General features: G+C 71.6%; 19 protein-coding genes. 6 read left to right on the plus strand and 13 right to left on the minus strand.

The genetic code is table 11. From position 1 onward, the window contains the following. Positions 1-2 precede the first annotated feature (2 nt). A complete protein-coding gene (locus QSK32_RS09785) occupies positions 3-1,064 on the minus strand; it encodes a hypothetical protein (RefSeq protein WP_285471707.1) in 1,062 nt (353 codons plus the stop codon). Between QSK32_RS09785 and QSK32_RS09790 the strand changes: the two genes are divergently transcribed. The 3 genes from QSK32_RS09790 (at position 1,011) to QSK32_RS09800 (ending at position 3,423) form a co-directional block, all read left to right on the plus strand. Continuing rightward, on the plus strand, positions 1,011-1,988 hold the full coding sequence (locus QSK32_RS09790) for an SMI1/KNR4 family protein (protein ID WP_285471708.1): 978 nt from the start codon (positions 1,011-1,013) through the stop codon (positions 1,986-1,988). The two genes, QSK32_RS09785 and QSK32_RS09790, sit on opposite strands and share 54 nt — an antisense overlap. Beyond that, the gene (locus QSK32_RS09795; protein WP_045748239.1) at positions 1,985-2,821 is read left to right on the plus strand and encodes an SseB family protein; all 837 of its coding nucleotides are present in this window, start codon (positions 1,985-1,987) and stop codon (positions 2,819-2,821) included. The genes QSK32_RS09790 and QSK32_RS09795 overlap by 4 nt, the downstream gene beginning before the upstream one ends. Before the next feature lie 119 nt (positions 2,822-2,940). Next, positions 2,941-3,423: a hypothetical protein gene (locus QSK32_RS09800; RefSeq protein WP_285471709.1), complete on the plus strand. Its 483-nt coding sequence runs from the start codon at positions 2,941-2,943 to the stop codon at positions 3,421-3,423. Positions 3,424-3,513: 90 nt separating this feature from the next. Here QSK32_RS09800 and QSK32_RS09805 read toward each other — a convergent pair whose 3' ends face one another. Then, positions 3,514-4,419, minus strand: a complete 906-nt coding sequence (locus QSK32_RS09805; RefSeq protein ID WP_285471710.1) for a hypothetical protein — start codon at positions 4,417-4,419, stop codon at positions 3,514-3,516. A gap of 118 nt (positions 4,420-4,537) precedes the next feature. On the opposite strand from QSK32_RS09805, the gene QSK32_RS09810 reads away from it, so the two are divergent. Beyond that, a complete protein-coding gene (locus QSK32_RS09810; protein WP_245674363.1) occupies positions 4,538-5,794 on the plus strand; it encodes a S8 family serine peptidase in 1,257 nt (418 codons plus the stop codon). 4 nt (positions 5,795-5,798) lie between these two features. Here the strand turns inward: QSK32_RS09810 and QSK32_RS09815 are convergent, their stop codons facing one another. The 3 genes from QSK32_RS09815 to eccD are packed head-to-tail and all read right to left on the minus strand — an operon-like array spanning position 5,799 to position 9,404. Next, positions 5,799-6,614 carry a class I SAM-dependent methyltransferase gene (locus QSK32_RS09815; protein WP_045748242.1) on the minus strand — a complete coding sequence of 272 codons (816 nt, stop codon included), beginning with the start codon at positions 6,612-6,614 and terminating at the stop codon, positions 5,799-5,801. Positions 6,615-6,625: 11 nt separating this feature from the next. Next, positions 6,626-8,002: a type VII secretion protein EccB gene (gene eccB, locus QSK32_RS09820; RefSeq protein ID WP_045748243.1), complete on the minus strand. Its 1,377-nt coding sequence runs from the start codon at positions 8,000-8,002 to the stop codon at positions 6,626-6,628. Between the two features lie 4 nt (positions 8,003-8,006). Beyond that, positions 8,007-9,404, minus strand: a complete 1,398-nt coding sequence (eccD, locus tag QSK32_RS09825; RefSeq protein ID WP_045748244.1) for a type VII secretion integral membrane protein EccD — start codon at positions 9,402-9,404, stop codon at positions 8,007-8,009. A gap of 161 nt (positions 9,405-9,565) precedes the next feature. Here eccD and eccCa point away from each other — a divergent pair, with 161 nt between their 5' ends. After that, the gene (eccCa, locus tag QSK32_RS09830) at positions 9,566-13,528 is read left to right on the plus strand and encodes a type VII secretion protein EccCa (protein WP_285471711.1); all 3,963 of its coding nucleotides are present in this window, start codon (positions 9,566-9,568) and stop codon (positions 13,526-13,528) included. 23 nt (positions 13,529-13,551) lie between these two features. Here eccCa and QSK32_RS09835 read toward each other — a convergent pair whose 3' ends face one another. Genes QSK32_RS09835 through QSK32_RS09865 form a run of 7 tightly spaced genes read right to left on the minus strand, consistent with a single transcriptional unit; the run spans position 13,552 to position 23,216 of the window. Beyond that, positions 13,552-14,613, minus strand: coding sequence for a hypothetical protein (locus tag QSK32_RS09835; protein ID WP_157411644.1), 1,062 nt, complete (start codon positions 14,611-14,613; stop codon positions 13,552-13,554). Beyond that, entirely contained in the window at positions 14,610-15,893 is a 1,284-nt protein-coding gene (locus QSK32_RS09840) for a type VII secretion protein EccE (protein WP_285471712.1), read from the minus strand. Before QSK32_RS09840 ends, QSK32_RS09835 begins: the two co-directional genes overlap by 4 nt. Before the next feature lie 31 nt (positions 15,894-15,924). Further along, complete coding sequence (locus QSK32_RS09845) at positions 15,925-16,932, minus strand: glycoside hydrolase family 26 protein (RefSeq protein ID WP_045748458.1); 1,008 nt, start codon at positions 16,930-16,932, stop codon at positions 15,925-15,927. Further along, positions 16,929-18,623, minus strand: coding sequence for a glycosyltransferase family 2 protein (locus QSK32_RS09850; RefSeq protein WP_211275658.1), 1,695 nt, complete (start codon positions 18,621-18,623; stop codon positions 16,929-16,931). The genes QSK32_RS09845 and QSK32_RS09850 overlap by 4 nt, the downstream gene beginning before the upstream one ends. Further along, complete coding sequence (locus tag QSK32_RS09855) at positions 18,623-20,176, minus strand: glycosyltransferase family 39 protein (protein WP_285471713.1); 1,554 nt, start codon at positions 20,174-20,176, stop codon at positions 18,623-18,625. Before QSK32_RS09855 ends, QSK32_RS09850 begins: the two co-directional genes overlap by 1 nt. Before the next feature lie 58 nt (positions 20,177-20,234). After that, on the minus strand, positions 20,235-21,899 hold the full coding sequence (locus QSK32_RS09860; RefSeq protein ID WP_285471714.1) for a right-handed parallel beta-helix repeat-containing protein: 1,665 nt from the start codon (positions 21,897-21,899) through the stop codon (positions 20,235-20,237). Between the two features lie 9 nt (positions 21,900-21,908). Continuing rightward, on the minus strand, positions 21,909-23,216 hold the full coding sequence (locus QSK32_RS09865; protein WP_045748286.1) for a hypothetical protein: 1,308 nt from the start codon (positions 23,214-23,216) through the stop codon (positions 21,909-21,911). 527 nt (positions 23,217-23,743) lie between these two features. Here QSK32_RS09865 and QSK32_RS09870 point away from each other — a divergent pair. Further along, the gene (locus tag QSK32_RS09870) at positions 23,744-24,868 is read left to right on the plus strand and encodes a hypothetical protein (protein WP_285471715.1); all 1,125 of its coding nucleotides are present in this window, start codon (positions 23,744-23,746) and stop codon (positions 24,866-24,868) included. 250 nt (positions 24,869-25,118) lie between these two features. Here the strand turns inward: QSK32_RS09870 and QSK32_RS09875 are convergent, their stop codons facing one another. Then, on the minus strand, positions 25,119-26,852 hold the full coding sequence (locus QSK32_RS09875) for a glycerol-3-phosphate dehydrogenase/oxidase (RefSeq protein WP_285471716.1): 1,734 nt from the start codon (positions 26,850-26,852) through the stop codon (positions 25,119-25,121). Between the last annotated feature and the right edge of the window lie 4 nt (positions 26,853-26,856).

A 26,856-nucleotide genomic window follows, 5' to 3' on the forward strand; every position in this document is an offset into this window, starting at 1 on the left:
CCTTATTTGGTCCGGATCACGCCGATCTCGGTGGTGACGTCGGCGTCGTCGGGTGCGGTGACGGTGACGGGGGTGCCGAACTGGTCGAGGTTGAAGACGACGTGGGCGTAGTACTCGCCCTGCGGGTGGCCGCCGCCCTTGGGCGCGGTGTCGACACTGGCGATGTACGCCATGCTGATGTTGACTTCGAGTTTGCGGAGTAGGCCGGTGTCGTCGAGCCAGGCTTGGTAGCGCATCGGGCTGCCGATGACGTTGAACAGGTTGCCCAGGCGGTCCGGTAGCGGCGGCGCGCAGCCGGGGTTGGCGGCGGCGCTGCTGACGCCGCAGGTGATCTCGTATTTGTAGGGGGCGCCGTCCAGGTCGGCCATGTCCTTGCTGTCCCAGCCGTCGAAGGCGTCGTCGCGGGTGACCTGGGGGATGAAGGGCTTCCAGACGGTGAAGTCGGCCAGCTCGTTCGTCGGGTCGGCGAGGATGTTGCCCCAGGATCGGGCGGTGCCCTTCCCGATCCACGTGCGTCCGTCTTGGGGTTTCATGACGGGTGAGGTGACCCACACGTCGTCGCCGATCCGGATGCTCTTGGCGGTGATCGGTTCCTTGCCGGAGGCTTCGACGGTGGTGTATTCCGTGTTGGCGTCGTCGCTGTCGGCGCCGAATCTGATCATGCTGGTGCCGGTGAAGGCGGCGGTCGGCCCGGCGACCTGCGGGGTGAACTCGGCGGCGAAGGTGACGCGTGCGCTGCCTGCTTCTTGCAGGCGTTCGCCGACGGAGGCGAGGCGTTTGTGGATGTTGTCGATCGAGTTGCCGTAGCGGGAGTACAGCCATTCGCCGCCGGCGATGACGGCGACTCCGGCGAGGATGACGACGAGGCTGTAGATGATCCGGCCGCGGGACAGGGGGTCCTCCTGGTGGCGATCGAGGGGAGCAGACAGGCTACCCCAGCCCGGAGCAGCCCTTATGTCGTCGCGGTGCGAGGTGTCCCACGCCGGCGGTCCGGCGATTACCCTGGGCGGATGATGGACGAGGACCGGATTGCGGGGGCCCGGTACGCCTTTCAGGTCGCGCACCCGGCCGCGCCCATGCTGCGCGTGCGGTACCGGCACGGGGTTCCGGTCGACCCGTGGGGTTTCCCGGACTGGACGCCGTACGCGCGCACGATGGTCGAGTTGCCGCCGGCGATCGCGGACCTCACCCTCGACGAGGCGCGGGTGGTGGATGTGCGGGCCGCCGAGACGGTCGCCCGGGCGTCCGGTGATCCACTCTGGGACGGCACGGTGGGCACGCCGCCGGGCTGGACGTGGGCGCACGCCGCGCAGGAGCGCAGGCTCGCCCTGGTGCCGGCTGAGCTGCACGCGAGTTTCCGGCACCTGGGCGGGGTCAGTGTCGCCGCTTCGCGGGCGCCGGGGCGTGGGCTCACCGCGCGGGGTGGTGAGGCGCCGCGGGTGCTGCTCTCCGAGCGCCTGTCCGACGAGGCGGTGGCCAAGGCAGAAGACCTTCTGGGGGTACGCCTACCGTATGCGTACCGCGAGTTTCTCCAGCGTACCAACGGTGGCGCCCCCGGCATGCCGGCCGTTCTCCCGGGGTGGGGGTTCGTGCTGGACCAGCCGTTGTTCGGGTTCCGGGACGACCGTGCGCAGGACCTGTCGTATGCGAACGCCTGGTTCGGTGACCGTCTGACCCCGGACTGGCTGGCGATCGGTTTCGTGCAGGGCGGCCTGCTGCTGTTGCGGGTCCGTGGCGAGGACGCCGGCGCGATCGGTTACCTCGACGACGATGATCCGCGGGACCGGGACGCGTTCACGGCCGCCGACGTCTGTGAGCGTCTGCTGTCCCGGGTGGCCGACGATTTCGCCGCGTTCTGGACGGCGCTCCGCGGCGTACCCCATGATCTTGAAGAGCTGGCGGCGAATGCCGCTGCCGGTGCCGAACAGGTCTTTCCGGACGGGTGTGGTGTGCTGTTGCCGACGTCGCACCGGAGGACTGATCAATGACGGACTGGCAGCCGGTCAACGACGTCGAGAAAGCGATGCTGCTGGCGGTCGGCGAGAACGACCGGCAGTCCTATTTCCAGCTGCTGGCGCTGGCCGACCTGTTCCTGCCGCAGATCGCCGGCGACGAGTCCCCGGAGCAGCGGTTCCTCACCGTCCGCGCGTTCGGCGAGGTGTTCCTGCCGGTCTTCACGTCGTCGCAGGCGCTGATCGCGCAGGCCGCCGGGGCGGTGAACGGCTACGCGATCACCAACTACTACGAGCTGCGCCGCAAGTGGCCACATCCGGATTGGCGGCTGGCGATCAATCCGGGTACCCCGATCGACGCCTACCTCGCGGTGGAGGCCGTCGAGCAGGCCGCCGTCGGTGATCTCGAGGTGCCGACCCTGGACGAGCTGGGCGCGGCGGCGGTGGCCGATTTCGCCGAGGAGTTCGATCTTCAGGAGCGCCGGGAGCGGGGCGACTACCCGGACGACGACGCGGCGGCGCTGACCGCGGCGGCCCGGGCCGGTGACGTGTACGGCTACCTGAATCGCCTGCTGGACACCACGGTGCTGATCCCGACCACCCGGCCGGTGCTCGCCGCGGAGGAGATCCTCGAACCGGGCTTCCCGTGGCGGACCGGAACCGATCAGATGATCGAGGTGTTCACCGGTCCGGAGGCGTTGGCCCGCACCCACCCCGACCCGGTGCCGGCCGTCGAGGTGTCGCTGCCGTTCGCGCTGGCGGTGTGGCCCGAGGGTCACGGCCTGTCGGTCAATCCGGGCGGCGACGACGGCATCACCGTCCCCGCCGAACAGGTCCTGCTGCTGCTCAGTTTCAGCCCGCCGGCCTGATCCGGATCACGGCCGGCCCGTTCCGGGTGCGGGGACGGCCTGAAACGGCCCGGAGCAGCGGCTTTATCATCGGTAGTGTGCTGCCTGTAGCCCGTACGCGTGACGAAGCCCATCTCTATATGGATTTGCACGGCTGCCCGGAATGTCAGGGTGTCGACGTCGCCTGGGCCGACGCGCTGTCCGAACAGGACGGCGTGCTCGCCCGTCGTTACCACGGGAGTTGTGGTGGTTGCGGGGCGGCACGGGAGTTCGTCTTCGCGCTGCCCGCGCGGCCGACGCCGCCCCGGCCCGGCGCCGCGGTGACGTTCGGGGCGGACGGGGAGACCTCAGTGCTCTTCGACGCCGGTGAGTGGGTGGAGATCGCCGACATGATGGCGCTCGCCGCCGAACTGCCGGACACCACCGCGGCCGAGGCGCTCGCGTGGCGGGCCACCGCCGTCGCCTGTTTCGACGAGGCGCTGAAATTCGTGCCGGCCGGCGCGGCCGAGGCGCCCGACGGGGCGTTCTGGAGCGACAACGGCCGCGCCTTCCGGGACCGCTTCCCGGACCGGTTCCGCCGTGCCGTGCTCGAGGAGCGGCGGGCGGCGCTGGGCCAGGGATAGCCCGCCACCTGGGCTGACTGTCATCCGGCGCCCGTGCCATCCGCAGCGGCGCGAGGCGGTACGCGCCGCCGGGACGACAAGGCGATGTCCTCAGTCCGACCGGACCACACCCCTGGCTGTGGTGACGTCGGCGTCGTCCGGCGCGGTGACGGTGACCGGGGCGCCGAACTGGTCCAGGGTGAAGACGACGCGGGCGTAGTACTCGCCCTTCGGGTGGCCGCCGGCCGGGGGGAAGGTGTCGAGGTCGGCGAGATAGGCCATGCTGATGTAGACCTCGAGCTTGCGGAGCAGGCCGTCGTCGTCGATCCAGGCGAGGTAGTGCAGCGGGCTGCCGATGGCGTTGAACAGATCGCCGAGGCGGTCCGGCAGCGGAGGCGGGCAGCTGGTGCTGATCGCCTCGACGACGCTGACGCCGCAGAGAACCTCGTACTTGTGGGGCGCGCCGGGGAGGTCGGGGACCTTCTCGCTGTCGTACCCCTGGAAGGCGTCGTTCCTGGTCACCTTGGTGAGGAACGGCTTCCAGACGGTGAAGTCGGCCAGCCCGCTCGTCGGGTCGGCCAGGATGTTCCCGAAGGACCGGGCGGTTCCCGGGCCGATCCACCGGCGTCCGTCGTTGGGTTTGATCGCCGGTGTGGTGAGCCACACCTTGTCGCCGACCCGGATGCTCTCGGCGGTGGTCTCCTTCACGCCGGAGGCTTCGATGCTGGTGTACTCGGTGTTCGCGTTGTCGCCGTCCGCGCCGAACGTGACCATGCTGGTGCCGGTGAACTTGGCGGTGGGGCCGGCGACCTGCGGTGTGTAGTCGGCCGTGAAGGTCACCCGGGCGCTGCCCGCCTCCTGCAGTCGTTGTCCCACCCCGGCCAGGCGCTGGTGGATCAGGTCGATCGAGGAGCCGTTACGGGTGAAATACCACTTCCCGCCCACGAAGACGGCGACCGCACCGGCGAGGACGACGAGCACGGTGACGAGGCTGTAGGTGATCCAGCGGCGGGACAACGGCGACTCTCCCGGTGATCGGCGGCGGGGAGCGGCCAGGGTACCCCGTGCCGGAGCCGGTGATTCGGGCCACGCAGGGCTCACGACCTGGGATGACTATCATCGGGCGGTGTTCTCGATGAGTCGTCGCCTGTCCCGGGCGCTGGCCGGCGTGGCGGTGAGCGCGCTGGTGGCCGTGCCGGTCGTCCCCCTCAGCGCCGGGCCCGCGCTGGCCGCCCCCGGTGACAACTGCGCCGAGGCCGGTGAGCTGGAGTCCGCCGCGCCGTGGCCGCGCACCACGCTCGCCCTGGACCAGGTGCACGCCTTCAGCCAGGGCGGCGGCGTCACCGTCGCGGTCCTCTCCACCGGTGTCGACGCCAACCAGGAACAGCTTCGCGGCCGGGTGCTGGCCGGGTTCGACGCGGTGCGCGGCACCGGTGCGGCGAACACCGACTGCAGCGGCACCGGCACCCAGATCGCCGGGACCGTCGCGGCCCAGCCGGTCAGCGGCAACGGCGTGATCGGCGTGGCGCCGTATGCCCGGATCCAGCCGGTCCGTGTCGTCGCCGACAACCCGCTGAGTACCGCCCCCGCCGAGGCGGCCCCGCTGGTCCGGGGCGTCACCTGGGCCGCCGGTGCCGGTGCCGCCGACGTGATCGTCATCGGCGAGCCGGTCTACCAGAAATCCGCCGCGCTGGAGAACGCGGTGACCGCCGCCGTGGCCAAGGGGATCATCGTGGTCGCGTCGGTGGGTGACACCGAGACGGCCGGCAGCCTGGACGCCGTCCCCTACCCGGCGGGGTTCGGCAACGTGCTGGGTGTCGGCGCGGTCGGCATCGACGGGACGATCCTGTCCGGTTCGCCGTCCGGTGACTATGTGGACCTGGTCGCTCCGGGCGCTGAGGTGCCGACGCTGCAGCGCGGCAGTGGACTGGTCGCGGCGAGCAGTTCGGGGATCGCCGCGGGGGTGACCGCGGGCGTGGTCGCGGTCGCCAGGTCCAAGCGGGGTGACCTGCTTCCCGCCGAGATCGTGCGGACGATCCTGGCCGGTGCCAGTCCGGCCCCGCTGACCGGGCAGTACGGGGCCGGGGTCGTCAACCCGTACGCCGCGTTGACCGAACAGATCGTCGCGCCCAGTGCCCGCGCCCTGCCCGAGGTCGCGCCGGCCCGGATGCCGGACACCAGTGACGCCGACCGCCGCAGTGCGCTGGCCCTGGGCGGCGCGGGGGTGTTGCTGTTCGTGGTGGTCGTGGTGCTGATCGGCACGGCCGCGATGCGACGGCGCCGGACCTGGCGGCCGGTGCTCACCCCGCCGCTGCCGGTGGTCGAGGAGAAGATCGAGCCGGGCCCGCCGGTCGAGTTGCTCACCGACCTGTCCGGCACCGGCCGCGGCTGAATACTCACTCGGAGCTGAAGCGGTACTGCAGGATCCGGCTGGACCGGGTGTAGGCCGGAAACAGGTTGAGCAACCGATAGATCCGCCGGGTGCCCGCCGGCGCCCGGGCCATCAGTAGCGGCGAATCGTTCATCGGTGCCTCGCCGACGTAGCTGAGCCGCGGGTGCCAGCCGGCGATGACGGCCGGATCGTCGATGCCGCTGAGGAACCGGGCGTTGTACCGGCGGCCGATCGGGTCCCACCGGGAGGCCCGCCATCCGGCCACCGAGACGACGTCGAACAGCAGCCGTCCACTCGGGAAGGCCTCGACGATGCCGGTCAGCAGGCGCCGCACGTCGGCCTCGGTCAGGTAGCCCAGCAGGCCCTCGGCGACCATCACCACCGGCCGGTCCCGGGGGATCCGTTCCAGCCAGGTGAGGTCGGTGACGTCGGAGCCGATCAGCGTGTCCTGCCCGCGGGTGGGCAGGAACCGGCGTCGCAGGTCGGCGACGGCGGGATGGTCCAGGTCGTACCAGGAGACGGTGTCCGGTGGGTCGATCCGGTGGGCGCGGGCGTCGAGGCCGCACCCCAGGTTGAGCACGACCGCGTCGGGATGGCCGGCGAGGAAGTCGCGGGTCCAGTCGTCGAGGGTCTTGGCGCGGACCACGGCGATGAGGCCGAGCTGGCTGGTGGCGAACCAGCCTTTGTCGTAGCCGGGGTCGAGTTGGCGCATCGTCTGTTCGGCCACCGTGTCGCCGAGGATGGGCGACGGCAGCCGGTTGTCCAGTGCCTTGGCCTTGAGTACCGGGCTGAGGGTCTTTTGAACTCCGGCGAGTTCCACACCGCCAGACGCTACTCCTCGACGCCGGTGGCGACGGCGGTCGCGACTGCCGGATCCAGGGTCACGCCGGCCGGCAGCCGGTTGATCAGCGCGGTCGGTACCGTCACGGCCGTGGTGACGTCGTAGCCGAGCATGGCGACCGCGTCCGCGGACGGTAGTGCGTACCGCACCCCGAGGTCGGTGATCAGCACGTATCCGCCGGAGCCGGGCACCTTGACCAGCTGGTAGGTGCCGGCCGGGACCAGGACCGCGTCGGCCAGCGCCCGGCCGGCCGAGGTCGCGGCGGTGGTCGGTACCGCGGCGGCGAGGCTGTCGGCGGTGCCGCCGACCGATACCGCCGGGGCGGCCGCCGCGTCGGTGGTCACCGCGCACACCGTTTCGCCGCTCGCCGGGGTGACCAGCACGGGCGGGTCGGCCGGCGGCTGGGTGGCCGGGTCGACGTCGTCGAAGCGCTTGCTGGTCGCCCAGTCCGCGACGTCGGCGACGGTGATCTCCTGGGCCTCGCCGGGGAACCGGGCCTGCAGCACGATCCGCTGCAGCGGGGTGATCGCGGCCAGGCCGTCGTCGAGCACCACGTAGGCCTGCTCGCCGCTGCCGGTCGCGGTCGGGGCGACGACCACGTCGCCGATCTTGCGGCCGGGGAGGTCGGTGGCCCCGGCGCCCCGGTCGCCGACGTCGATCGCGGCGATGTCCAGGCCGGAGGGCAGCGCGTCGAGCCAGGCGGTGCCGGCCGGCGTGGCGGTGACCGCGCCGAACAGCGCCAGGATGGTGGTCTTGGAGTCCTGGAACTGGAACTTGCGGCCGTGCCAGACCAGGTAGCGCACGCCCTTGACGGCGTCCTGGACGATCACGCCGCGGTCGCCGAGGGCGCTCGACGCGGGCCCGCCCGCGCCGGCCAGCAGCACCGAGCGGGTGCGGGAGCCGACGACCGCGCACATCGTCCACGGCAGGCCGCTGCTCTGGGCCGCCTCGGGCAGCGAGGCGGGTGCCCCGGCGATGCCGATGGTCAGCCCGCGCGGGGCCGCGGTCAGTGCTTTCGCGGCGATCCGGTAGACGGTCGGGTTGGGCCGCCCGGCGGCCAGCTTGGCGGAGGCCAGGTTGAGGGCCGGGATCAGCTTGCCGTTGAGATAGACGAAACTGGCGCCGGTCTCGCGTTCGACGACGACCGCGCCTTCGGTCTTCCAGTTGTTGTTGCCGACCTTGGTGACGATGCCGACGATGCCGACGACCGCACCGGCCAGGATCGCCACCATCAGGCCGCCGAACAGCGCGCCGATGCCGCGGCGCAGCGGTGACTGGGCCGGGTCGGTCTCGCGCATCACGAAGGCCGAGACGACCCGCTGGTTCATGAACTGGTACGAGTGGAGCTGATCGCGACGGGAAGCCACCGGATCACCCGCCGATCGACGCGACGAGCCCGCGGATCGCGCCGAAGACGCCGATGACGGCACAGGCGAGCGGGATCAGCGCCATGATCGCCACCACGTCGAACATGTCGGCGGCCCGGCCCATGTAGGGCGAGGGCGTCCGGCGGCTGAACACCAGCGCGGCGCCCAGCGCGACGACGGCCGCGATCACCGCGCCGGCCAGCACGAACAGGCCCGACGTGGTCCACAGCAGGCCGAGGCCCAGCACGGCCATCCCGAGGAAGCCGGCGACCAGCAGCGGCACCCGCTGCTGCGGCACCGCCAGGAGCCGGGAACGCAGCAGCAGGGCGGTGATCGCCGCCACGATCAGCAGGACACCGGAGATGTCCGGGCGCGCCAGCACCAGGTAGATCATCGCGAGCACGCTGCTGATCGCGGTGGCCAGCAGCAGGCCGGTGAGCACCTCGCCGGCGCGGACCACCGCGGCGAAGACGTCCGAGCGGCGCGGCATCGGCCGGTCCTCGAGGATCTCCTCGGCCCGGTTGGGCAGCTCGGGGAAGGGCAGGCGGCCGATCCAGCCGGACACCACCGGGTACGCCGGGAGCAACCCGATCGAGGTGGTGAGCGCCACCGCGGCCGCACCGGCGGCGGAGATGCCGGCCAGGCTCAGCAGGGCGGCGAGCAGGCCGGTCAGCGCGGTGGCGAGGCCGGCCACGAACAGCCGGGGGAGTCCGGCGACGCCGGTGTGCCCGAGCAGGCTGAGGACCAGCAGGGCGGCCGAGCCGAGCAGCAGGCCGGGCGCGCCGAGGTCGAGGAATCCGGCGCGGTCCGGGGTGAGCAGCCATCCGCCGCCGAGGAACGCGTAGGGCAGACCGGCGGCGGCGACGATCGCGCCCGCCCCGGCGTCGCTGAACGCCCGGGAGAGCAGGACACCACCGGCGGTCAGGGCCAGCGCGACACCGAGTGCGATGACGCCCGGGAGTTGCCAGCCGGGGCCGGTCGCGGCCAGGCCGAACAGCCCGACGACCAGCGCGGCGGAGGTGACGGCCAGGCCGGCACGGCGGGTCTCCTCGGCGGTCCAGGCCCGCCCGGCGCGGCGGGCGCCGCTGGCGATCACCTCGACCACGTCGTCGTACGCCAGCTCGGGCCAGTCGTCCTGGGCCGGGTTGAGGTGCAGCAGCTCGCCGTCGCGGATGCCCTGGGCGGCGAGGTTGCGCTGCGGCTCCAGTGCGGCTCCGGTGGCACGGCGCAGCACCCAGCCGCCGTTGCGCTCGCTGGTCTCGCCCAGTGCGCCCTCGGCGTGCCGCAGCAGATGCGGCAGCAACTCGGCCACGAGCATGTTGTCCGGAAGGGCGATGTCCATCCGCCGCTCGGGCGCGGCGATCGTCACCCGGGCCAGACTGGGGCCACCTGGTGAACTCACTCGATCACCTCCGCTGCGACGCCGACATTTCGCGCCACAACCTAGCAGGCTCGGCGGGTGGCCGTGACCTGGGATTCGCTCGCCCGAGCGGGGATCATCGAGGTCCGGCGGGGATGGCTAGGATGGGTCGCCGTCCCGATGCCCTAGGGGGAAGATCAAGCGTGACAGTCACCATCGTCAAGCGTCCCCCACGCCGGGCCGCGCCACCGATGCCCTCCGGCGAGGTCATGCTGGAGCCGCCACCCGAGGTGCCGCCGGCCGGCGGCAAGGGCTGGACGCGGATGCTGATGGTCCTGCCGATGGCCGCCGGTGCGGGCGCGATGGGCCTGATGATGGGCGTGCAGCGCGGCAGCAACGCGATCACCTACGTGGCCGGCGCGATGTACGGCGTCTCCATCCTCGGCATGATCGCGATGATGGTCACCAACACCACCGGGCCCGGCAAACGCGAGATGATCGAGGCCCGGCGGCAGTACCTGCGCCATCTCTCCCAGCTGAGGGCCCAGGTCCGCACCGCGATCCGCCGTCAGCGGGAGGCGCTCTACTACCGCAACCCCGACCCGGACACCCTGTGGTCGCTGATCGACGGCGGACGCCTCTGGGAGCGCCGCCCGGGTGACGCGGACTTCACCGTGATCCGCGTCGCGGTCGGCGCGCAGGAGGTGGCCACCCCGCTGGTCGCCCCGCAGACCCGGCCGGTGGACGAGCTCGAGCCGATGTGCGCGATGGCGCTGCGCAAGTTCGTCAGCACCTACTCGGTCGTCCCGGATCTGCCGGTTTCGGTGTCGTTGCGCGACTTCTCGCACATCTACATGCGCGGCGCCGACGACGCGGTGGCGGATCTTACCCGGGCGCTGATCGCCCAGCTGGTCCTCTTCCACGCGCCGGACGACCTGCGGATCGGCATCTGCACCCCGGATCACCAGCGGTCCCGCTGGGAGTGGGCGAAGTGGCTGCCGCACGCCCAGCACCCGGGCAAGAACGACGCGGTCGGTCCGGTGCGCCTGGTCGCGCCGAGCGTCCCCGCGCTCGAGGCGATGCTGGACGACGTGCTGGTCAACCGTCCGCGCTTCGACCCGGGCGGACCGCCGGTCAACGGCCCGCACGTGGTCGTGATCATCGACGGCGGTTCGACGGCCGGCTCCGACCACCTGATGACCGAGGGCGGCGTGGGCGGCGTCACCATCCTCGACCTGTCCGTCCCGCCGCCGCGGCTGCTCGACGACAGCTCGGTGGTGCTGGAGATCGACGGTGAGGGCACGGTGGTCGGCACGACCATGGACGGGGCCACCACCGTCGGCAAGGGCGACACCCTGGGCCTGCGGGAGGCCGAGGTGCTGGCCCGCGAGCTGGCCCCGCTCCGGCTGTCGGCCGCGTCACACCGTGACGAGGTCGCCATCTCCCAGGACATGGGACTCGCCGAACTGCTGGAACAGGACGACCCCTACCAGATCGACCTGGGTGACCTGTGGGCCAGCCGCCCCAACCGGGACCGGCTGCGGGTGCCGATCGGTGTCGGCCCGGACGGCCGGCCGATCGAGCTGGACCTCAAGGAATCGGCGCAGGACGGCATGGGCCCGCACGGCCTGGTTGTCGGCGCGACCGGGTCCGGCAAGTCCGAGCTGCTCCGGACGCTGGTGCTCGCGCTGGCCGTGACGCACAACCCGGAGATCCTCAACTTCGTGCTGGTCGACTACAAGGGCGGCGCGACGTTCGCCTCGCTCGACCGGCTGCCGCACACCGCCGCGATGATCACCAACCTGGAGAAGGAACTCCCGCTGGTCGACCGGATGCTCGGGGCGATCCAGGGTGAGCTGACCCGGCGCCAGGAGCTGCTGCGCAAGGCGGGCAACTACGCCTCGCAGCGTGACTACGAGCGGGCCCGGTCGGCCGGTGTGCCGCTGACCCCGCTGCCGAGCCTGCTGTTCATCGTCGACGAGTTCTCCGAGCTGCTCAGTGAACGGCCGGACTTCATCGACATGTTCGTCCAGATCGGACGGGTGGGCCGGTCGCTCGGCGTCCACCTGCTGCTGGCGTCGCAGAAACTCGACGAGGGCCGGCTGCGCGGTCTGGAGTCGCATTTGTCGTACCGGATCGGCCTGCGGACCTTCTCGTCGATGGAGAGCCGGGCCGTCCTGGGGGTTCCGGACGCCTACGAACTGCCGCGGTCACCCGGCCACGCCTACCTGCGGACCGGCACCGAGGGCCTGGTGCGGCTGCGGGCGGCGTACGTCTCCGGCGCGGTCCGCGAGGAGAGTGCGATCGCCGCCGCCGGGGTCCGGCTGGGCGACCCGATCCGCGAGTTCTCCACCTTCTACGTCGCGCCGCTGCGCGACGAGCAGCCGGACGAGGAGGACGACACCACGCCGGAGTCCGAGGACGACAAGGTGGTCGGCGACACCCTGCTGGAGGTGCTGGTCCGTCAGATGGAGGGCAAGGGCGCCCCGGCGCACGAGGTGTGGCTGCCCCCGCTGAAGACCGCGCCCACCCTCGGGCAGATGCTGCCCCCGCTGGTGGCGCACCCGGAGCGTGGCCTGGTGGCCGACACCACCGAGCGGTTCGGCACGCTGCACGCGCTGGTCGGCATCATCGACAAGCCGTACGAGCAGCGCCGCGAACCGATGTGGCTGGACCTCTCCGGTTCGGCCGGCAACCTGGTCGTGGTCGGTGCCGCCCAGTCCGGCAAGTCGAACCTGATCCGCTCGCTGATGGTCAGCCTGTCGCTCACCCACACGCCGCGGGAGGTGCAGTTCTACGGCCTCGACTTCGGTGGCGGTCCGCTGAGTGCGCTGGTCGACCTGCCGCACGTCGGCGGGGTCGCCACCCGCCGCGACGTCGACCGGGTACGCCGCACGGTCGCCGAGGTCCACGGTCTGATGCGGGCCCGGGAGGAGTTCTTCGCCGCGCAGAACGTCGAGGGCGTGGCCGCCTACCGCCGGGAGAAGACGCAGGGCAAGCACGCCGAGGACGTCTTCGGTGACGTGTTCCTGGTGGTGGACGGCTGGTCGGTGCTGCGGGCCGAGTTCGAGGACCTGGAGCCGACGGTCAACGAGCTGGCCAACCGGGGTCTCGGCTTCGGCATCCACGTGATCGCCGCGGCGAACCGCTGGATGGACATCCGGCCGCAGATCCGCGACGTGTTCGGCACCCGGATCGAGTTGCGTCTCGGCGAGGCGGCCGACTCGGTGATCAACCGGCGGGAGGCGGTGAACGTCCCGGAGCAGCCCGGCCGCGGTCTGACCCCGGACGGCTTCCACTTCCTGGCAGCGCTTCCCCGCCTCGACCGCGAACAGCGGGCCGAGGACCTCTCCGCGGCCGTCGGCCAGTTCGTGAAATCGTCCACCGAGCACTGGTCCGGCCCGCCCGCCCCGCAGGTCCGCCTGCTCCCCGCCGAGCTGCCCTACGAGGCGCTGCCGCCGGCCGCGGGCAGCCTGGTGCCGATCGGCATCGCGGAGACCAACCTGGAGCCGGTCTGGCTGGACTTCGACGCCGAGCCGCACGCGCTGCTCTTCGGTGACGTGGAGAGCGGCAAGAGCTCGTTCCTGCGCGGCCTGGCCAAGTCGATCGCCGCGGCGAACGACCCGTCGCAGGCCCGCCTGCTCCTGGTCGACCTGCGGCGCAGCCTGCTCGGGTGCGTCGACGAGGGGCACACCATCGGGTACGGCAGCTCGCACCAGACCACCGCCGAGGTGATCAACCAGGCGGTCGTGGTGCTGCGTGAGCGGCTGCCCGGACCGGACGTCACCCCGCAGATGTTGCGTGAGCGCAGCTGGTGGAAGGGCCCGAAGCTGTACGTGCTGGTCGACGACTACGACCTGGTGGCCGGGGCGTCGGTGAACCCGCTGCAGCCGTTGCTGGAGTTCCTGCCGCAGGCCCGCGACATCGGCCTGCACCTGGTGATCACCCGGCGGATCGGCGGCGCGTCCCGGGCGATGTTCGACCCGATCATCGCCCGGATCCGGGAACTCGCGTCACCCGGCATCATGATGTCCGGTCCGCGCGAGGAGGGCCCGCTCTTCGGCACCGTCAAGCCGCAGATCCTGCCGCCCGGCCGGGCCTGGATGATCACCCGCAAGCACGGCAGCCGGCTGGTCCAGCTGGCCTGGACCCCGCCGACGAACTGACGGAGGGCGGCACCCCCACGGCGTCAGCGCCGGGGGGTGCCGATCTCGCGGAACTCGGCGTCGGTCTGCGCCAGGTAGAGGTAGCGGTCCGTGCCCTGGTCGATCAGGGCGATCATGTCGTCCGCCATGAACTGCATGAACTGGCTGCTGTGCGAGCGCAGGCGCAGCGCCGACGAGGCCAGTGCGGCCTCCTCGCCGCCGAGCCGCTGCAGCAGCGTGATGTTCGCGTCCTGCAGTGCCGGCACCCCCGGACGGTCCAGCTGGCGCAGCAGGGTGAGCTGGCTGCGCCACGGTCCGAGCGGCACGGTGTCGGCCGGCCCGGTCATCCCCAGGTCGTACACGGTCAGCATCGGTGTCTGCGCGGTGCCCGGCAGCACCGGCACCTGGCCGCCCTGGTCGGCGCCGAGCACGAACAGCCGGCCCCGCAGGCCGGTGGCCCGCTCGCCGAACCCGGCCCAGGCCTGCGGTTCGGTCGTCACCACGGTGACCCGGGCGCCCAGCGCGAAGGCCCGGAAGACGATCAGGTGCGTGGCCCAGACCCCGCCGACCACGGACACCCGGACCGGCTCCGGCCCGAACAGGCGCAGCGGGACGGCCGCGTACTGCCGGTCCCGGCCGATGATCAGGCCGGATCCGGCCGAGGTGGCCACGTTGACCCGTTTCAGGGTGGCCCGGGAGATCAGGTGCCGGCCCACGTGCAGCCGGGACATCTTGCCCGAGGGGCGGGCGTGGACGTCGGCACCGGCCTGCGCGCCGCCGTCGGCCGGCGGGCCGCCACCGGGCCGCTCGGTGGCGGTCAGCGCCGTCGGGTTGGCCAGCGGTGCGCTGGTCAACTGGGGTGCGGCGAGCCGCCGGGCCTGCGCCGTGGCGGCCTGCTCGGCGACCGGCGCCGGGGCGGCGACCTCCACGACCGGCGGGGGCAGCGGTGCCGGAGTGGCCGGCTGCTGCTCGGCGGCCGGCCGCGGCGCGAAGACCGACGGCGGCGGGGGCAGGGCGGCGGCCGGTGCGGGCGGCGGCGGAAGCTCACCCTCGGGCCGCTGTGCGGGACGTGGACGCCAGGCGCCCTCCCGGTCCGGAAACGTCATCCCGCACCACCACCCGTCGGCGCCGTGGCGTAGGCGGCCGGCCCCTGCTCACCGTCGAGGGGCTCCACCTCCCCGCCGAACCGTTTGACACCCTCGATGAACTGCTGTTCGAGGGCCGCGAAGTCGTCCTCCGGCCGGGTCGCCAGCCGGATCAGGCAGCGCAGCGCGACGTCGTCGCCGCCGGACGCCTCGAGCACCACCGACACGCTGGTCTGTGCCGCCGGGACGGCCGCCGCCCAGGTCAGCAGGTCACTGATCGCGGTGGCGGTGCCCGGCCAGGTCTTCAGCCAGAACGTGCGGTGGCCGAGCCGCGCGGTGTGCCAGCGGTTCCACTCCTCGCGGACCTGGGTGGTCTCGGTGACCGCGCCCGGCTCCACGTCGCAGGACCGGGCCAGCGTGGCGATCAGGTCGTCGGCGTCGAGCACCCGGCAGTCGATGCCGAGGCGGCGCAGGCTGGTGGCCACCTTGCGGCCCAGACTGGCGACCAGGGCCGCGGCGGTGGCCGGGTCGGTGTTGTGGTCGAGCAGCGCCTCGGCCAGGCCGACGGCGTCCACCCGGACGCACACCGACGACTCGCGGTGCGCCGGAACCGGGACCGGGCTCAACGTCTGGGCCATCTGCCGGTACGACGCACCGGCCGGCGACGACGGGTGCACGTCCGCACCCGGTGCCGGGACGGTGTGCGTGACCAGCTGCAGCACCACCCCCGGCTGCTCGGTGGCGGCCAGCACGCCGACCAGGGTGTCCAACGGGACCGGTCCGGCCTCCTGGTGCACCGGGGCGGTCGGGATCAGCGACACGACCGTGTACCAGCCGGCCTCGTCGCGGGCCACCCCGACGCGGGCGCCGTCGGGAGCGGACTCGTTGCGTACCGCAAGACCCGGAGCAACCGCGTGCAGAGCGCGCAGCGGACCGCTTCCCCCGGCGGCCGGAGCGGAGCGACGCCGCCGTCCGTGCTGCCAGGCGATCACCCGGTCCTCCAGCCACCACCGGCCCCGCCGGCGGGCGAAGACCACGCCGAGCAGACCGGCCGCGGCGGTCCCGGCGATCAGGCCGGGCACCGGGCCCTGCGAGGCGGCCGCGGCGGCGCCCAGGCAGGCGACCTCGGCGGTCACGATCTGGCCGATGCCGACCGGGCCGAGATGGCCGCTGCGGCGGACCCGGCGGACCGCGGCGTCGTCCGCACCCGGCAGCGGCACGGGCGTGGCCGGCGGCGCCACCGGCGCGGACTCCTGAACCGGGGGTGCGGCAAACCCCGGGTAACCGTCTCCTCCGCTCACCGGACTCCTCCCCACCAGGTCACGGGCACGATCACTGTACGGTGAAGGCGTAGTCGTCCCGGGCGGGGTGGGTCTTGAAGACCTTCAGCGCCTTGGTGTCGTAGTCGAGCACCCAATCGCCGGAACCCCGCGCGTTGAAGTACACGAATCCGATCAGCTTCTTGCTCGACGCCACCTGGGCCAGCAGTTCGTCGACCACCTCGGCGCGCATCGAACCCGGCTCGGAGCCGGTCTCGACGATCAGCATCGGCTTGTCGCTGAACTGCGTGATCTCCTTCATCGTCGGCTGGAACAGCGCCTTGAAGTGCTGTTCGCCCTTGTGCGTGAAGTAGCCGTCGATGCCGATCCAGTCCACGTACTCGTCACCCGGCCAGTACGGCTTCAGCGGCACGTCCGGCAGGTAGTTGGTGACGTTCGGGGTCCAGGTCCAGATCACGTTCGTCGCGCCGACCTGCTGGTAGATGTCGTGGATGTGTTTCCACGCGGCGACGAAGTCCTTCGCCTTGGCCTTCTGGGTGCCCCACGGGTACCAGTGACCGTTCATCTCGTGCGCGATGGTCAGGGCGATCGGCACGTTCAGCTGCTTCACGTCACTGGCGAACTTCGTCAGGTATTCGTCGTGCTCGCCCGCGGCGATGTCCTTGAGTTCCTGCTTGAACGGCTCCCAGCGGACGATCGGCAGCGCACCGTACTGGTAGATGTCGCGGACCTCGGAGGCCGCGAAGTCGTCGTCGAAGCTCTCGTAGATCGTGATCATGTTGGGCTTCTGCCCGATCCGCTTCGCGAACGCGTCGATGCGGCTCATGTCCTGCGGCGCGCCGTTGATCGCCGTACCCAGGTAGTTGTGGTCCGGCTTGATCAGGTGGGACACGTCGTAGACGGCCGGCGGCGCGGAGACCGACGGGCCGGCGCTGGGAGCCTGCGAGGCGGCGGCCGTGTTGTGCCCGGCGGCCGTCGACTTCTCCGGACCGAACGCGGCGTACCCGAACACACTGGCCACGAAGACCGACATCGCCAGGAGAAGGTGCGGGGTTCTCATGCGTCGGCACTCCTCATGCTCGCCGGGATGTCACGGACCGGGTCGACCAGCAGGACCTGCAGCACGGTGGCCAGATAGATGGTGCCGGCCAGGAACGCCGGGGTGAAGGTGGCCAGGTCCACCGAGCTCATCCGCTCGGCGGCCAGCAGCGTCCACACCGCGGCGGTGCCCAGACTCCACACCGCCAGGCCGATCCGCAGGCGCCGGGTCTTCGACTTCTTGCCGGTCGCACCGGTCGGCTGCCAGCCCATCGGCTGGCCGCGCAGCAGGTCCCAGATGGCGAACGCGTGCGCCCAGCCGTAGACCAGCTTCACCGTCCACGTCTCGAACCGGAACTGGGTCCGGTGCCAGAGCGGGAACACCACGAAGTTGTAGACGATGCTCGGCACGATCAGCAGGTAGTGCTCCAGCTTCACGAACTGCGGGAAGAACAGCAGCATCACGATCGGCACCAGCGGGCTGACGAAGGTGAACAGCGCGGTGTGCGCGTAGTAGCAGAAGCCGGAGACGTACGACAGGCGCTGCCGGAACCCCATCTGCAGGTTCCAGAACTTCGTCGATCCGAGCAGGCTCATCGACCCGGCACACCAGCGGTACTGCTGGGTGTAGAACGAGTTCAGGTCGGCCGGGCACAGCCCGACGGCCAGCGGCACCGGGATGTAGCGCAGGACCCAGCCCTTGCGGCGCATGTCGAAGCCGGTGTGCACGTCCTCGGAGTGCTCGATCAGCGTCGACCCGCCGATCGCGTCCAGCGCCGCCCGGCGGTAGATCGCGCAGCTGCCGACGCAGATGGCCGCCTCGTGGTGCTGCCGGGACACCTGCACCGAACGGTAGAACAGCTCCTGCACGGCGGCCGCGCCGCGTTCCAGCCAGCCCTGGCCCTTGGTGACCCGGAAGTACTGCGGCGACTGCAGGATGCCGACGTCCGGGAACTCGTCGAAGTACGGCAGCATCTGGTCCAGCATGTCGGCGCGGGGCGTGAAGTCCGCGTCCAGCACCAGGACCATGTCACCGAGGGTGCGGTGGTACGCGTACCGCATGTTCCCGGCCTTCTTGAACCACCCCCGGTTCGGCCGCCGCTGGTAGACGAACCCGAAGCCGAGGGCCAGCTCCTGCCGTTCGGTCGACGCCGAGTCGTCGAGCACGTACACGCAGACCCGGCCGGGGTAGTGGTCGGCCATCATGTCGACGTGCCGCCAGGTGTTCTCCAGCACGTCGAGGGCCTCGCCGCAGACCGGCAGGAACACGTCGACCGACGGGTACTGCCCGGGTTTCCAGTTCTCGACCAGCCGCCGGTGCTTCGCCATGTCGAAACCGGGCGTCCCGCCGTTGACCGCCAGTGAGATCAGGTAGTACGCGACCGTGAAGACGAACGCCGGGACCAGCAGGAACAGCCACGGCGACATGCGCAGGAACAGCGTCTGGCTGACCATCAGCGTGCAGAAACTGATCAGCGAGGCGCCGGTCAGCACCCACAGCCGGCGCTTGCCGTAGAGCAGGGTCTCCGCGTCGGTGGGCGGCGGCATCAGCGGCGCGGACGTCCGCCGCTGCGGCGCGACACCGACCGCCCGCGCGGCCGGCCACTCCTTGCGCGGCATCCCGCGCTGCGACGGGACGACGTCGTTGAGGGTCAGGGGGCGTTCGCCGGTCGTCACCACGGGGATGACGGCGGTCTCCTCGGCCGACGACATCAGGCGGCCGGCTTGCGGGTGTAGAGGGCCACGGTGAAGCCCTTCAACGGCCAGATGTCGGACTGTACGAAGTCGGTGCGCAGCAGCGCGTTCTTGGCGTCACCGATGTCCTCCAGGATGTCGGTGTGGCTGCCCTTGCGGACCACCCAGACCCGGGCCGGTTTGCCGAAGCACTGCGGGACCTCGATGTCCGGGCACTCCTGGGCACTGACGCTGCCCTGGGTGCGCGGCGCCTGCACGAGCAGCTTGTCGTCCGGCCGGCTGTCCGCCGCCAGGTACCGCCGGAACGAGTCCCGGCCGGTCAGCTGGTCGTTGTCGGCGTACGGGCCGAACAGCACCGCGTCGCCCTTCGCCTGGTTCGCCCGGATCACCTCGGCGACGTCCCGGCTGGCGATGTCGTGACCGGCCACGGTCCGCTGGGCGGTGTGCGCCGGGACGGCCAGCGCGGCGATGCCGAGGACCGCGAGCAGCCCCCGCATCAGGGTGAGCCGGCGCAGCGCCAGGCCGGCGAGCAGGGCCCAGGCGGGCAGCACGAACATCAGGTACCGCGGCACCCAGAGCGGGACGAGGACCGAGACGGCGGCCAGCACCGCCACCGGGACCAGGGCCCACAGCGTCAGGGCGTGGGCGGTGGTGCGGACCGACAGGGCGGTCAGCGCCAGCGCGATCACGGCACCGGCGATGATGGTGGCCCCGAACAGCCGGTCCGGGGTGGTGGCGACCCGGTCCAGGCTCAGCGGCGGGATCCAGGAGAGCGCGCTGCGCTGCAGGTATCCGAGGTAGAGCAGGGGCCAGAGCGGCGCGGAGCCGAGCAGGGCGGTACCCAGCCAGGAGAGGACCGCCCTGGGGGTACGCCGTACCCGCGCGATCAGCAGCAGGTGCGCCACGAGCATCAGCAGGGCGGCCGGGTGGGCCAGTCCGAGCAGCAGGACGGAGAACGCGTACCCGACGTAGGTCCGGCGGCGCGGTTTCTCGGCCAGGTCCACCGCCATGTAGGTCGACCAGGCAGCCGCCAGCATCGTCAGGGTGTACGGCTGGGTGTCCTGCGCGTACCGCGAGAAGCCCGGCAGCAGCGCCAGCAGCAGTCCCGAGGCCAGGCCGACGCGCAGCCCGGCGATCCGGGTGCCGAGGAGGGCGACCGCCGCGGCCGCGCCCGCCCCGAACAGCACCGAGGGCAGTCGCAGCACCAGGTCGGTGTCGCCGGCGATCGAGGCCCAGAGCCGCAGCAGCATGTACCACGGCGCGACGGTCCCGTCCGCGTTGGTCAGCACGCTGCGGAAGTCGCCCCAGCTCGCGGTGACCATGCCCCAGGTGGCCAGCTCCTCCTCGCTGAGACCGGGGGTGGCCAGGTTCCAGAGGCCCAGGCCGGTGGCGACCACCATCGGGAGCACCCAGGAGAGCGCTTTGAGGCGCGGGTTGGCGAGGGGTTCCGGTGCGGCCGGCAGGTCCTCCGGCGACGGCGTCCAGGCGGCGCCGGCCTCCTCGGGCTTCTCCGGTTCGTCGGTGACCCGGATGATGATCGCCGTTTGATCAGTGCTTGTCGCGCGCATCATCCCTCGGCGTCCTGAACTCGGTTCTCGTACGTTGTGGTGCCGGCCGTGCTGTCCCGGGTCACCGGATGGCGATCAGCAGATCGTCCAGCACCAGGGTGCAGAGATCCTCGCGGCTCGGCATCCGGCCCAGCCCGCGCAGCCGGCCGGACTGCGCCTTCCGCATCCCTTCCAGCAGCTTGCGGGCCTCTCGGGCGTTACCGAAATTACGGTCTCGCTCGAGTTGAGAGAAGTACTCGTGGAGTGCGTCACTCAGACCCGGGGCGAAGATGTAGTCGTCGGTGCGGGCGATGCGTCCGGCGATCATGACGAGTTCGTCGGGTCCGTAGTTCTCGAATTCGAGGGTCTTGGCGAAGCGGGAGGCGAGGCCGGAGTTGGCGTCGAGGAAGTCGGCCATCTCGGTGGTGTATCCGGCGACGATGACCGCGACGTTGTCGCGGTGGTCCTCCATGAGTTTGACGAGGGTGTCGATGGCTTCCTGGCCGAAGTCGGCTGCCGCCCCGCCGGCTCTGGCCAGGGTGTAGGCCTCGTCGATGAAGAGCACGCCGCCCATGGCGGCTTCGAAGGCGGACGTGGTCTTCTCGGCGGTGTGCCCGATGTACTGGCCGACGAGGTCGCGGCGGGAGACCTCCCGGAATTCGCCGTTGGGCAGGACGCCGAGGGCTTTGAGTAACTGGCCGTAGATGCGGGCCACGGTCGTCTTACCGGTGCCCGGTGCGCCGGTGTAGATCAGGTGGTGACTGGCGGAGCCGACGGAGAGTCCGGCGGTGCGCCGCCACTCGTTGACCTGAATCTCGTCGATCAGCGCCCGGACCTCGCTCTTCACCCCCGCCAGGCCGATCATCGAGTCCAGTTCACCCAGCAGGCGCTCGACGTCCGCCTCGTTCTGGTTGTTGCCCTTGCTCTCGCTGACGCCCACCCCGGCCTTCGGCGCGGCACCCTCGTCCAGCGACACCACCGGGTTCGCCGCCGGATCCACGTCGACCCGCGGCTCGGCGGTCTTCTCCACCCGGCACTGCTCGACCACGCCGCCGCACCCCGGGCCGAACGAGATGCCGACCCCGGAGGTGTCGTGCACCCAGGTGTGCAGGATCTGCGGTGAACTGCGGTGCATCACCACGATCCCGGCGTCGGCGGTGCCGGACACGTCGCAGCGTTCGATCGTCGGGCGACCCGACTGATAGACGTAGATGCCCCGGTGCCCGCAGTCGGCCACGGTGGTGTTGCGGATCGCCGGATCGGCGCCCAGCCGCACGATGATGCCGTCGTCGGTGGTGTTGCGGATGTCACAGGAGTCGACCGTGCCGCCCGCGTCGGAGAAGACCAGACCGTGCTGGCCGCGCAGCACCTTCACCTCGGTCGCCTCGACGGTCGCCCCGTCCACGGCCTGCAGGCCGGCGCCGTACCCCGCGGACAGGTGGCACGAGCGCAGCCGCAACCGGCCGCCGGACGCCGCCACCGCCGGGTAGTCGCCACTGGTCAGTGCCAGACCCTCGACCGTAACCTCACCGGCGGACAGGCTCAGTGCCGGACTGTCCAGCCCGGTGGCGTCGATCACCGCCGACCCGGCGTCGCCCGCCGCCCGGACGGTGATCCGCCGGCCGGACAGGTCGAGACGCTCGGTGTAGGTGCCCGGCGCGAGCACGATGACCGCACCGTCGGAGGCCACCTCGAGAGCGTCGGCAATCGTCGGGTAGGTCCCGGGAACCGCGAGGGTCTTGGACACGGGCGCTCCTTAGAGGGTGAAGGTCTCGTCGCGGATCGAGTTGACGACCCGCTTGAGGTCGTCGGCCCCGGTCAGGGGAGCGGTCATCCGCAGCACGAGCTCACGGTCGAGGCCGCCCTCCGGGACCGAACGCCAGAAGCCGACGTAGACCAGGCCGTACTGCCGCTCGCCGGTGATCCCGGACGTCTCCGCCCAGGTGGCGAACGGGCCGCTGCGGACCCACTGCAGGCCCCACGCCTCCTCCTTCTGGCGCATGGCGGTCCGGCGGGTCTCGTCGCAGACCACGTCACAGGTGCGGACGATCAGCTCGCCGCCCGCGCCGGACGAGGCGCCGTCGCCGCCGGCGCACTGGTAGCGGACCGCGGCCTCGGCCTTCTCCACCAGATCGCAGGTCCAGCCCTGCGGCACCCGGAAGTCGAAGCCCAGGCCCTCCAGCGCGGTCATCGGCACGGTCGGCTGGTTCGACGCGAAGGTCGGCGCGTTCGCCGGCCAGCCGCCGCCCACCGGCGGTTCGATGCCGGGTGCGGCCGGGGTGCCCTGCACCAGCAGTTGCGCGTCGGTCAGCGCGGCGGCGGCGCCCGGGCCGTCGTCCGAGCCGCCCAGCGACATCGCGGCCGCGGTGCCCCCGGAGCCGATCACCAGACCGGCCACCGCCGCGGCGGCGATCAGCAGGTTCGTGTTCTTGGTGGCCTTCTGCGCACGGGCCTCCTTGCGGGTGGGCGTCACCCGCGGCACGCCCGGCGCCGGGGAGCCGTCCAGCTCCGGCTTCGGCGCGAAGATCGGGGTCGGCGCGGGCTCCGCCGGGACGGAGAGCGGCACGAACGGTTCGTGCGCGGAGGGCGTGACGGAAGGCACAGCGAAGGGCGAGGCCGTGAAGGGTGAGGCCGAGACGGGCGCGGCGGACACCGGTGCGGCGGACACCGGTGCGGCCGAGACGGGAGCCGCCGACACCGGCGCGACGGAGATCGGCGCGACCGGCTCGGGCTCGGGCTCCGGCTCGGGCTCCGGGATCACCTGCAGCCGCTGCCCGAGCGCCTCGAAGATCTGTGCCGCGCCGCCCCCGCGTTCCCGGGCGCAGGCCACCCACGGGCGTTCTGCGGCGTGGTCCGCGTCGACGATCGGAAGGCGGTCGGCGGCGTGCGCCAGCGCGTCCGCGGCAGCCGCGAACGCCCCCCGCCAGCGGTCGTCGGCCGATGCCCGCTCGTTGAGGACGGCGACGGTGACCGTCTCGCCCCCGGCGTCGACACCTGACCAGACCTCACCGACCTCGCAGGTGCTCAATGCCTGCTCCAAGCGGTACTGACCGGCGGTCTGCATGTGGCCTCTCCGTCTCCAGGTTCCGCCGTTCCTGGGCCCGGTCGGTCACACCCCGGCCATCGCGACGGAGCAGCGCAGCACTCAGCGTCCTGGTCCGCGGCGGGGGATGACGACACCGTGGCACAGGCTGCGGCGCGTTCAGGAAGTGTAGTAGGCAGATCCCCCCGGACAAGGTTCGGGAACCCGCGGCCTAGATCGTTATGTCCGCTCCGCGCCGCGGCACCGGCCTTCCCGGTGGTCCTTCTCTCTTATCGGGTACGCCCCACACCCGCCCCGACCGCACCCGGGCCGCACCGGCCTCGCGGCTGCCATCACCCCGCTGCCATCCCGGGCCGTGTCCCGCCCACCCTCATGCCCTGCGCGAGCGGACCCGCATGAGCGGCCGGCAGCCGTCACGTATTGATTGCCTGAATTACACGTTAACTGTTTCGTTTACAAGTCCGGGAATTGCATAAGGGTTCCCGAGTGGTGGTTTTCAGGCGCGCTGTGCCAGCCTAAACTGCTGGTGTTCACGTCGGGGAGGAAAAATGGTCAAGCGCGTCTTTCTGCACGTCGGGGCGCCGAAGACCGGGAGCACCTATGTGCAGAACGTGCTCTGGAAAAACGTCGAGGCCCTGAAAAAGAGCGGGATTCTGCTGCCGGGGAGCACGACGGCGCACGACGAGGCGATGACCGACCTGCGGCAGGTGACGTGGCGTGATCCGGCGTCGTCCTGGACCTGGGACCGGCTGGTGACGGAGTGCGCCCGGTGGCCCGGTGACGTGATCGTCAGCAACGAGGGGCTGGGCGGCGCGACCGCGGAGCAGGCGGCCCGCGCGGTGGCGAGCCTGGCACCCGCGGAGGTGCACGTGGTGGTGGCGGCCCGGGACCTGTGGCGGACGTTCCCGTCGATGTGGCAGCAGAGCATCCGGGCGCGCAGCCTCTGGAGCTTCGGTGACTTCCTGGACGTCATCGAGCGGGGCCGGTACGACGCCTTCTGGGACTTCACACCGAACCGGATGCTGCGCCGGTGGGGAGACCTGGTGCCCGCCGAACGCCGTCACCTGATCACGGTGCCGCCGCCGGGGGCGTCGCAGGAGATGCTGTGGGGGCGGTTCGCCGGGGTGCTCGGGATCCCCGCCGGACTGTGCGATCTGCGAGTGCCGTCGTCGAACCCGTCACTGGGCGCGGTCGAGGTCGAGTTGCTGCGCCGGGTCAACGTGGGCCTCGGCGACCGCTATCCGCATCGCACCCCGTACCAGAAGGTGGTGCAGCGGCATCTGGTGAACGCGGTGCTGAAGGACAGCGCGAACGACACCCGCTTCGGCATCGGACCGGACCGGGTGGACTGGGTGGCCGAGCTGGCCGAGCAGCAGATCCGGGAGTTGCAGGAGTACCCCTGCCACGTGGTCGGCGACCTGGCCGACCTGCGACCGGACGGGGCGGTCGTCACCACCATGCCAACCGTCACCACTACGCCGACCGTCACCACTACGCCGGACGATCTGACGGAGGCGCAGCTGCTGGAGGCCGCCATCGAGACGATCATCGGGATGCTCGGGCACGCCGACGAGCTGAGCACCCGGGAACCCCTGACGTCCCGCGAGGTCCTGGCGAAGGTCAAGAACCGGGCCAAGCGCGCCCTGCTACGGCGCGCCCCAGCCGGACGCTAGACACCTAATGCAGTCAGGGTCTGCCTCTGTGGTGATTTCAGGCGCTCAGCACGCCCGAATTCACCACACCCACAACAGCGTGGTGATTTGGGGCGTCCAGCGCGCCCGTATTCACCACACCGCCACGGGTGTGGTGACTACGGGCGGCCGTAGTCACCATGCGGATGGGCTTCGTGGCCCCGACCACGGAACGTGTCCAGCGAGCGCGGGTGTGTGGTGGCCCCGTCGCCGGAAGCCACCACGGTGCGGGTCAGGCCGCGGAGGCCGCCACCCGGGCGATCTCCGGGATGTCCCGGCGGGTCGCGTCGGCGCTCTCGTCGTCCGGCAGCTGCTGGGCGGCGATCTCGGCGGCGGTCCGGGCCTCGTACAGCGCGACCTCGCCGGCCGCCTCCGCCTCGGTCCAGCCCAGCGGTCCCGCGATGAGGCCGGCGGCCGTCCGGGCCGCGGCGAGGCCCCGGTCGGCGGTCTCGATCGAGATCCGGGTACGCCGCGACAGCACGTCGTCCAGGTGCCGGGCACCTTCGTGGGTGACCGCGTACACGATCTCGGCGGCGAGGTAGTCCGGGGCGCCGTCGAGTGGCCGGCCCAGTGCCGGGTTCGCGGCGATCAGGTCGAGGATCTCGTCGACGAGTGTGCCGTAGCGCTGGAGCAGGTGCTCCATCTGTGTTCCGGTCAGGCCGTTCTTGCGGGCCACCGCGGCCCGCCGGTTCCACGCCGCCCGGTATCCGTCCGCGCCGAGCAGCGGAACCTGCTCGGTGCACGAGGCGGGGACGCGGGCGGCCAGGTTGCGGACCGCCGCGTCGACGGCGTCCTTGGCCATCACCCGGTACGTCGTGTACTTGCCGCCGGCCACCACGATCAGGCCGGGGACGGGGTTGCCGACCGCGTGCTCGCGGGACAGCTTGGCGGTGCTGGACGCCGTCGCGGACAGCAGCGGGCGCAGTCCGGTGTAGACGCCGTGCACGTCGTCGCGGGTCAGCGGGACGGCGAGGGCCTTGTTGACCTCGGCGAGCAGGTAGTCCACGTCGGCGCCGGAAGCGGACGGGTTGGCCTTGTCCAGGTCCCATTTGGTGTCGGTGGTGCCGATGATCCAGTGCCGGTCCCACGGGATCACGAAGAGCACGCTGGTGGCGGTCCGCAGGATGATGCCGGTCCGGCCGGCGATCTTCTCGCGGGGCACCACGATGTGGATGCCCTTGCTGGCGGTGACCTGGAACTCGCCGCGTTCGCCGGTGAGCAGCGCCTGGCTGTCACCGGTCCACACGCCGGTCGCGTTGATCACCGTACGGGCGCGGATCTCCAGTTCGGCGCCGGTCTCGATGTCCCGGGCCCGGACGCCGACCACCTTGCGGCCCTCGCGCAGGAAACCGGTCACCTCGGTCCGCGCCGCCACGTGCGCCCCGTACGCCGCCGCGGTCCGGACCAGCAGCATGGTGTGCCGGGCGTCGTCGACCTGGGCGTCGTAGTAGCGGATCGCCCCGATCAGGGTCTCCGGCCGCAGCGACGGGAACGCCTTGAGCGCCTCGACCCGGGTCAGGTGCCGGTGCCGGGGGACGGCCGCGCCGCCGCCGGTCAGGGCGAGGGTGTCGTAGAGCGCGATGCCGGCGCCGATGTAGAACCGTTCCCAGGCGCGGTGCTGCAGCGGGTAGAGGAACGGCACCGGGCGGACCAGGTGCGGGGCGAGCCGCTTGATCAGCAGGCCGCGTTCCCGCAGGGCCTCGCGGACCAGGGAGAAGTCGAGCATCTCCAGGTATCGCAGGCCGCCGTGGATGAGTTTGCTGGACCGGCTGGAGGTGCCGCTGGCGAAGTCGCGGGCTTCCAGCAGGCCGACGGAGAGGCCGCGGGTGGCGGCGTCGAGGGCGGCGCCCGCCCCGACCACGCCGGAGCCGACGACGAGCACGTCCAGCTGGTCGTCGGCCGAGGTGGCGGACATGGCGGCCAGCGCGGTGGCACGGGCCTGCGGAGAGATCGCTCCGGTGTTCATGGGT

The sequence above is a fragment of the Actinoplanes sp. NBRC 101535 genome (assembly GCF_030269225.1).
Lineage (GTDB): Bacteria > Actinomycetota > Actinomycetes > Mycobacteriales > Micromonosporaceae > Actinoplanes > Actinoplanes rectilineatus.

Bases quoted from the DNA above. Each gene is read 5' to 3' on its own strand.
- QSK32_RS09790 (WP_285471708.1), top strand. From the start codon at position 1,011: ATGATGGACGAGGACCGGATTGCGGGGGCCCGGTACGCCTTTCAGGTC.
- QSK32_RS09835 (WP_157411644.1), bottom strand. From the start codon at position 14,613: ATGACGTTTCCGGACCGGGAGGGCGCCTGGCGTCCACGTCCCGCACAG.
- QSK32_RS09845 (WP_045748458.1), bottom strand. From the start codon at position 16,932: ATGAGAACCCCGCACCTTCTCCTGGCGATGTCGGTCTTCGTGGCCAGT.
- QSK32_RS09855 (WP_285471713.1), bottom strand. From the start codon at position 20,176: ATGATGCGCGCGACAAGCACTGATCAAACGGCGATCATCATCCGGGTC.
- QSK32_RS09865 (WP_045748286.1), bottom strand. From the start codon at position 23,216: ATGCAGACCGCCGGTCAGTACCGCTTGGAGCAGGCATTGAGCACCTGC.
- QSK32_RS09875 (WP_285471716.1), bottom strand. From the start codon at position 26,852: ATGAACACCGGAGCGATCTCTCCGCAGGCCCGTGCCACCGCGCTGGCC.
- QSK32_RS09795 (WP_045748239.1), top strand. From the start codon at position 1,985: ATGACGGACTGGCAGCCGGTCAACGACGTCGAGAAAGCGATGCTGCTG.
- QSK32_RS09870 (WP_285471715.1), top strand. From the start codon at position 23,744: ATGGTCAAGCGCGTCTTTCTGCACGTCGGGGCGCCGAAGACCGGGAGC.
- QSK32_RS09850 (WP_211275658.1), bottom strand. From the start codon at position 18,623: ATGTCGTCGGCCGAGGAGACCGCCGTCATCCCCGTGGTGACGACCGGC.
- QSK32_RS09810 (WP_245674363.1), top strand. From the start codon at position 4,538: ATGAGTCGTCGCCTGTCCCGGGCGCTGGCCGGCGTGGCGGTGAGCGCG.
- QSK32_RS09800 (WP_285471709.1), top strand. From the start codon at position 2,941: ATGGATTTGCACGGCTGCCCGGAATGTCAGGGTGTCGACGTCGCCTGG.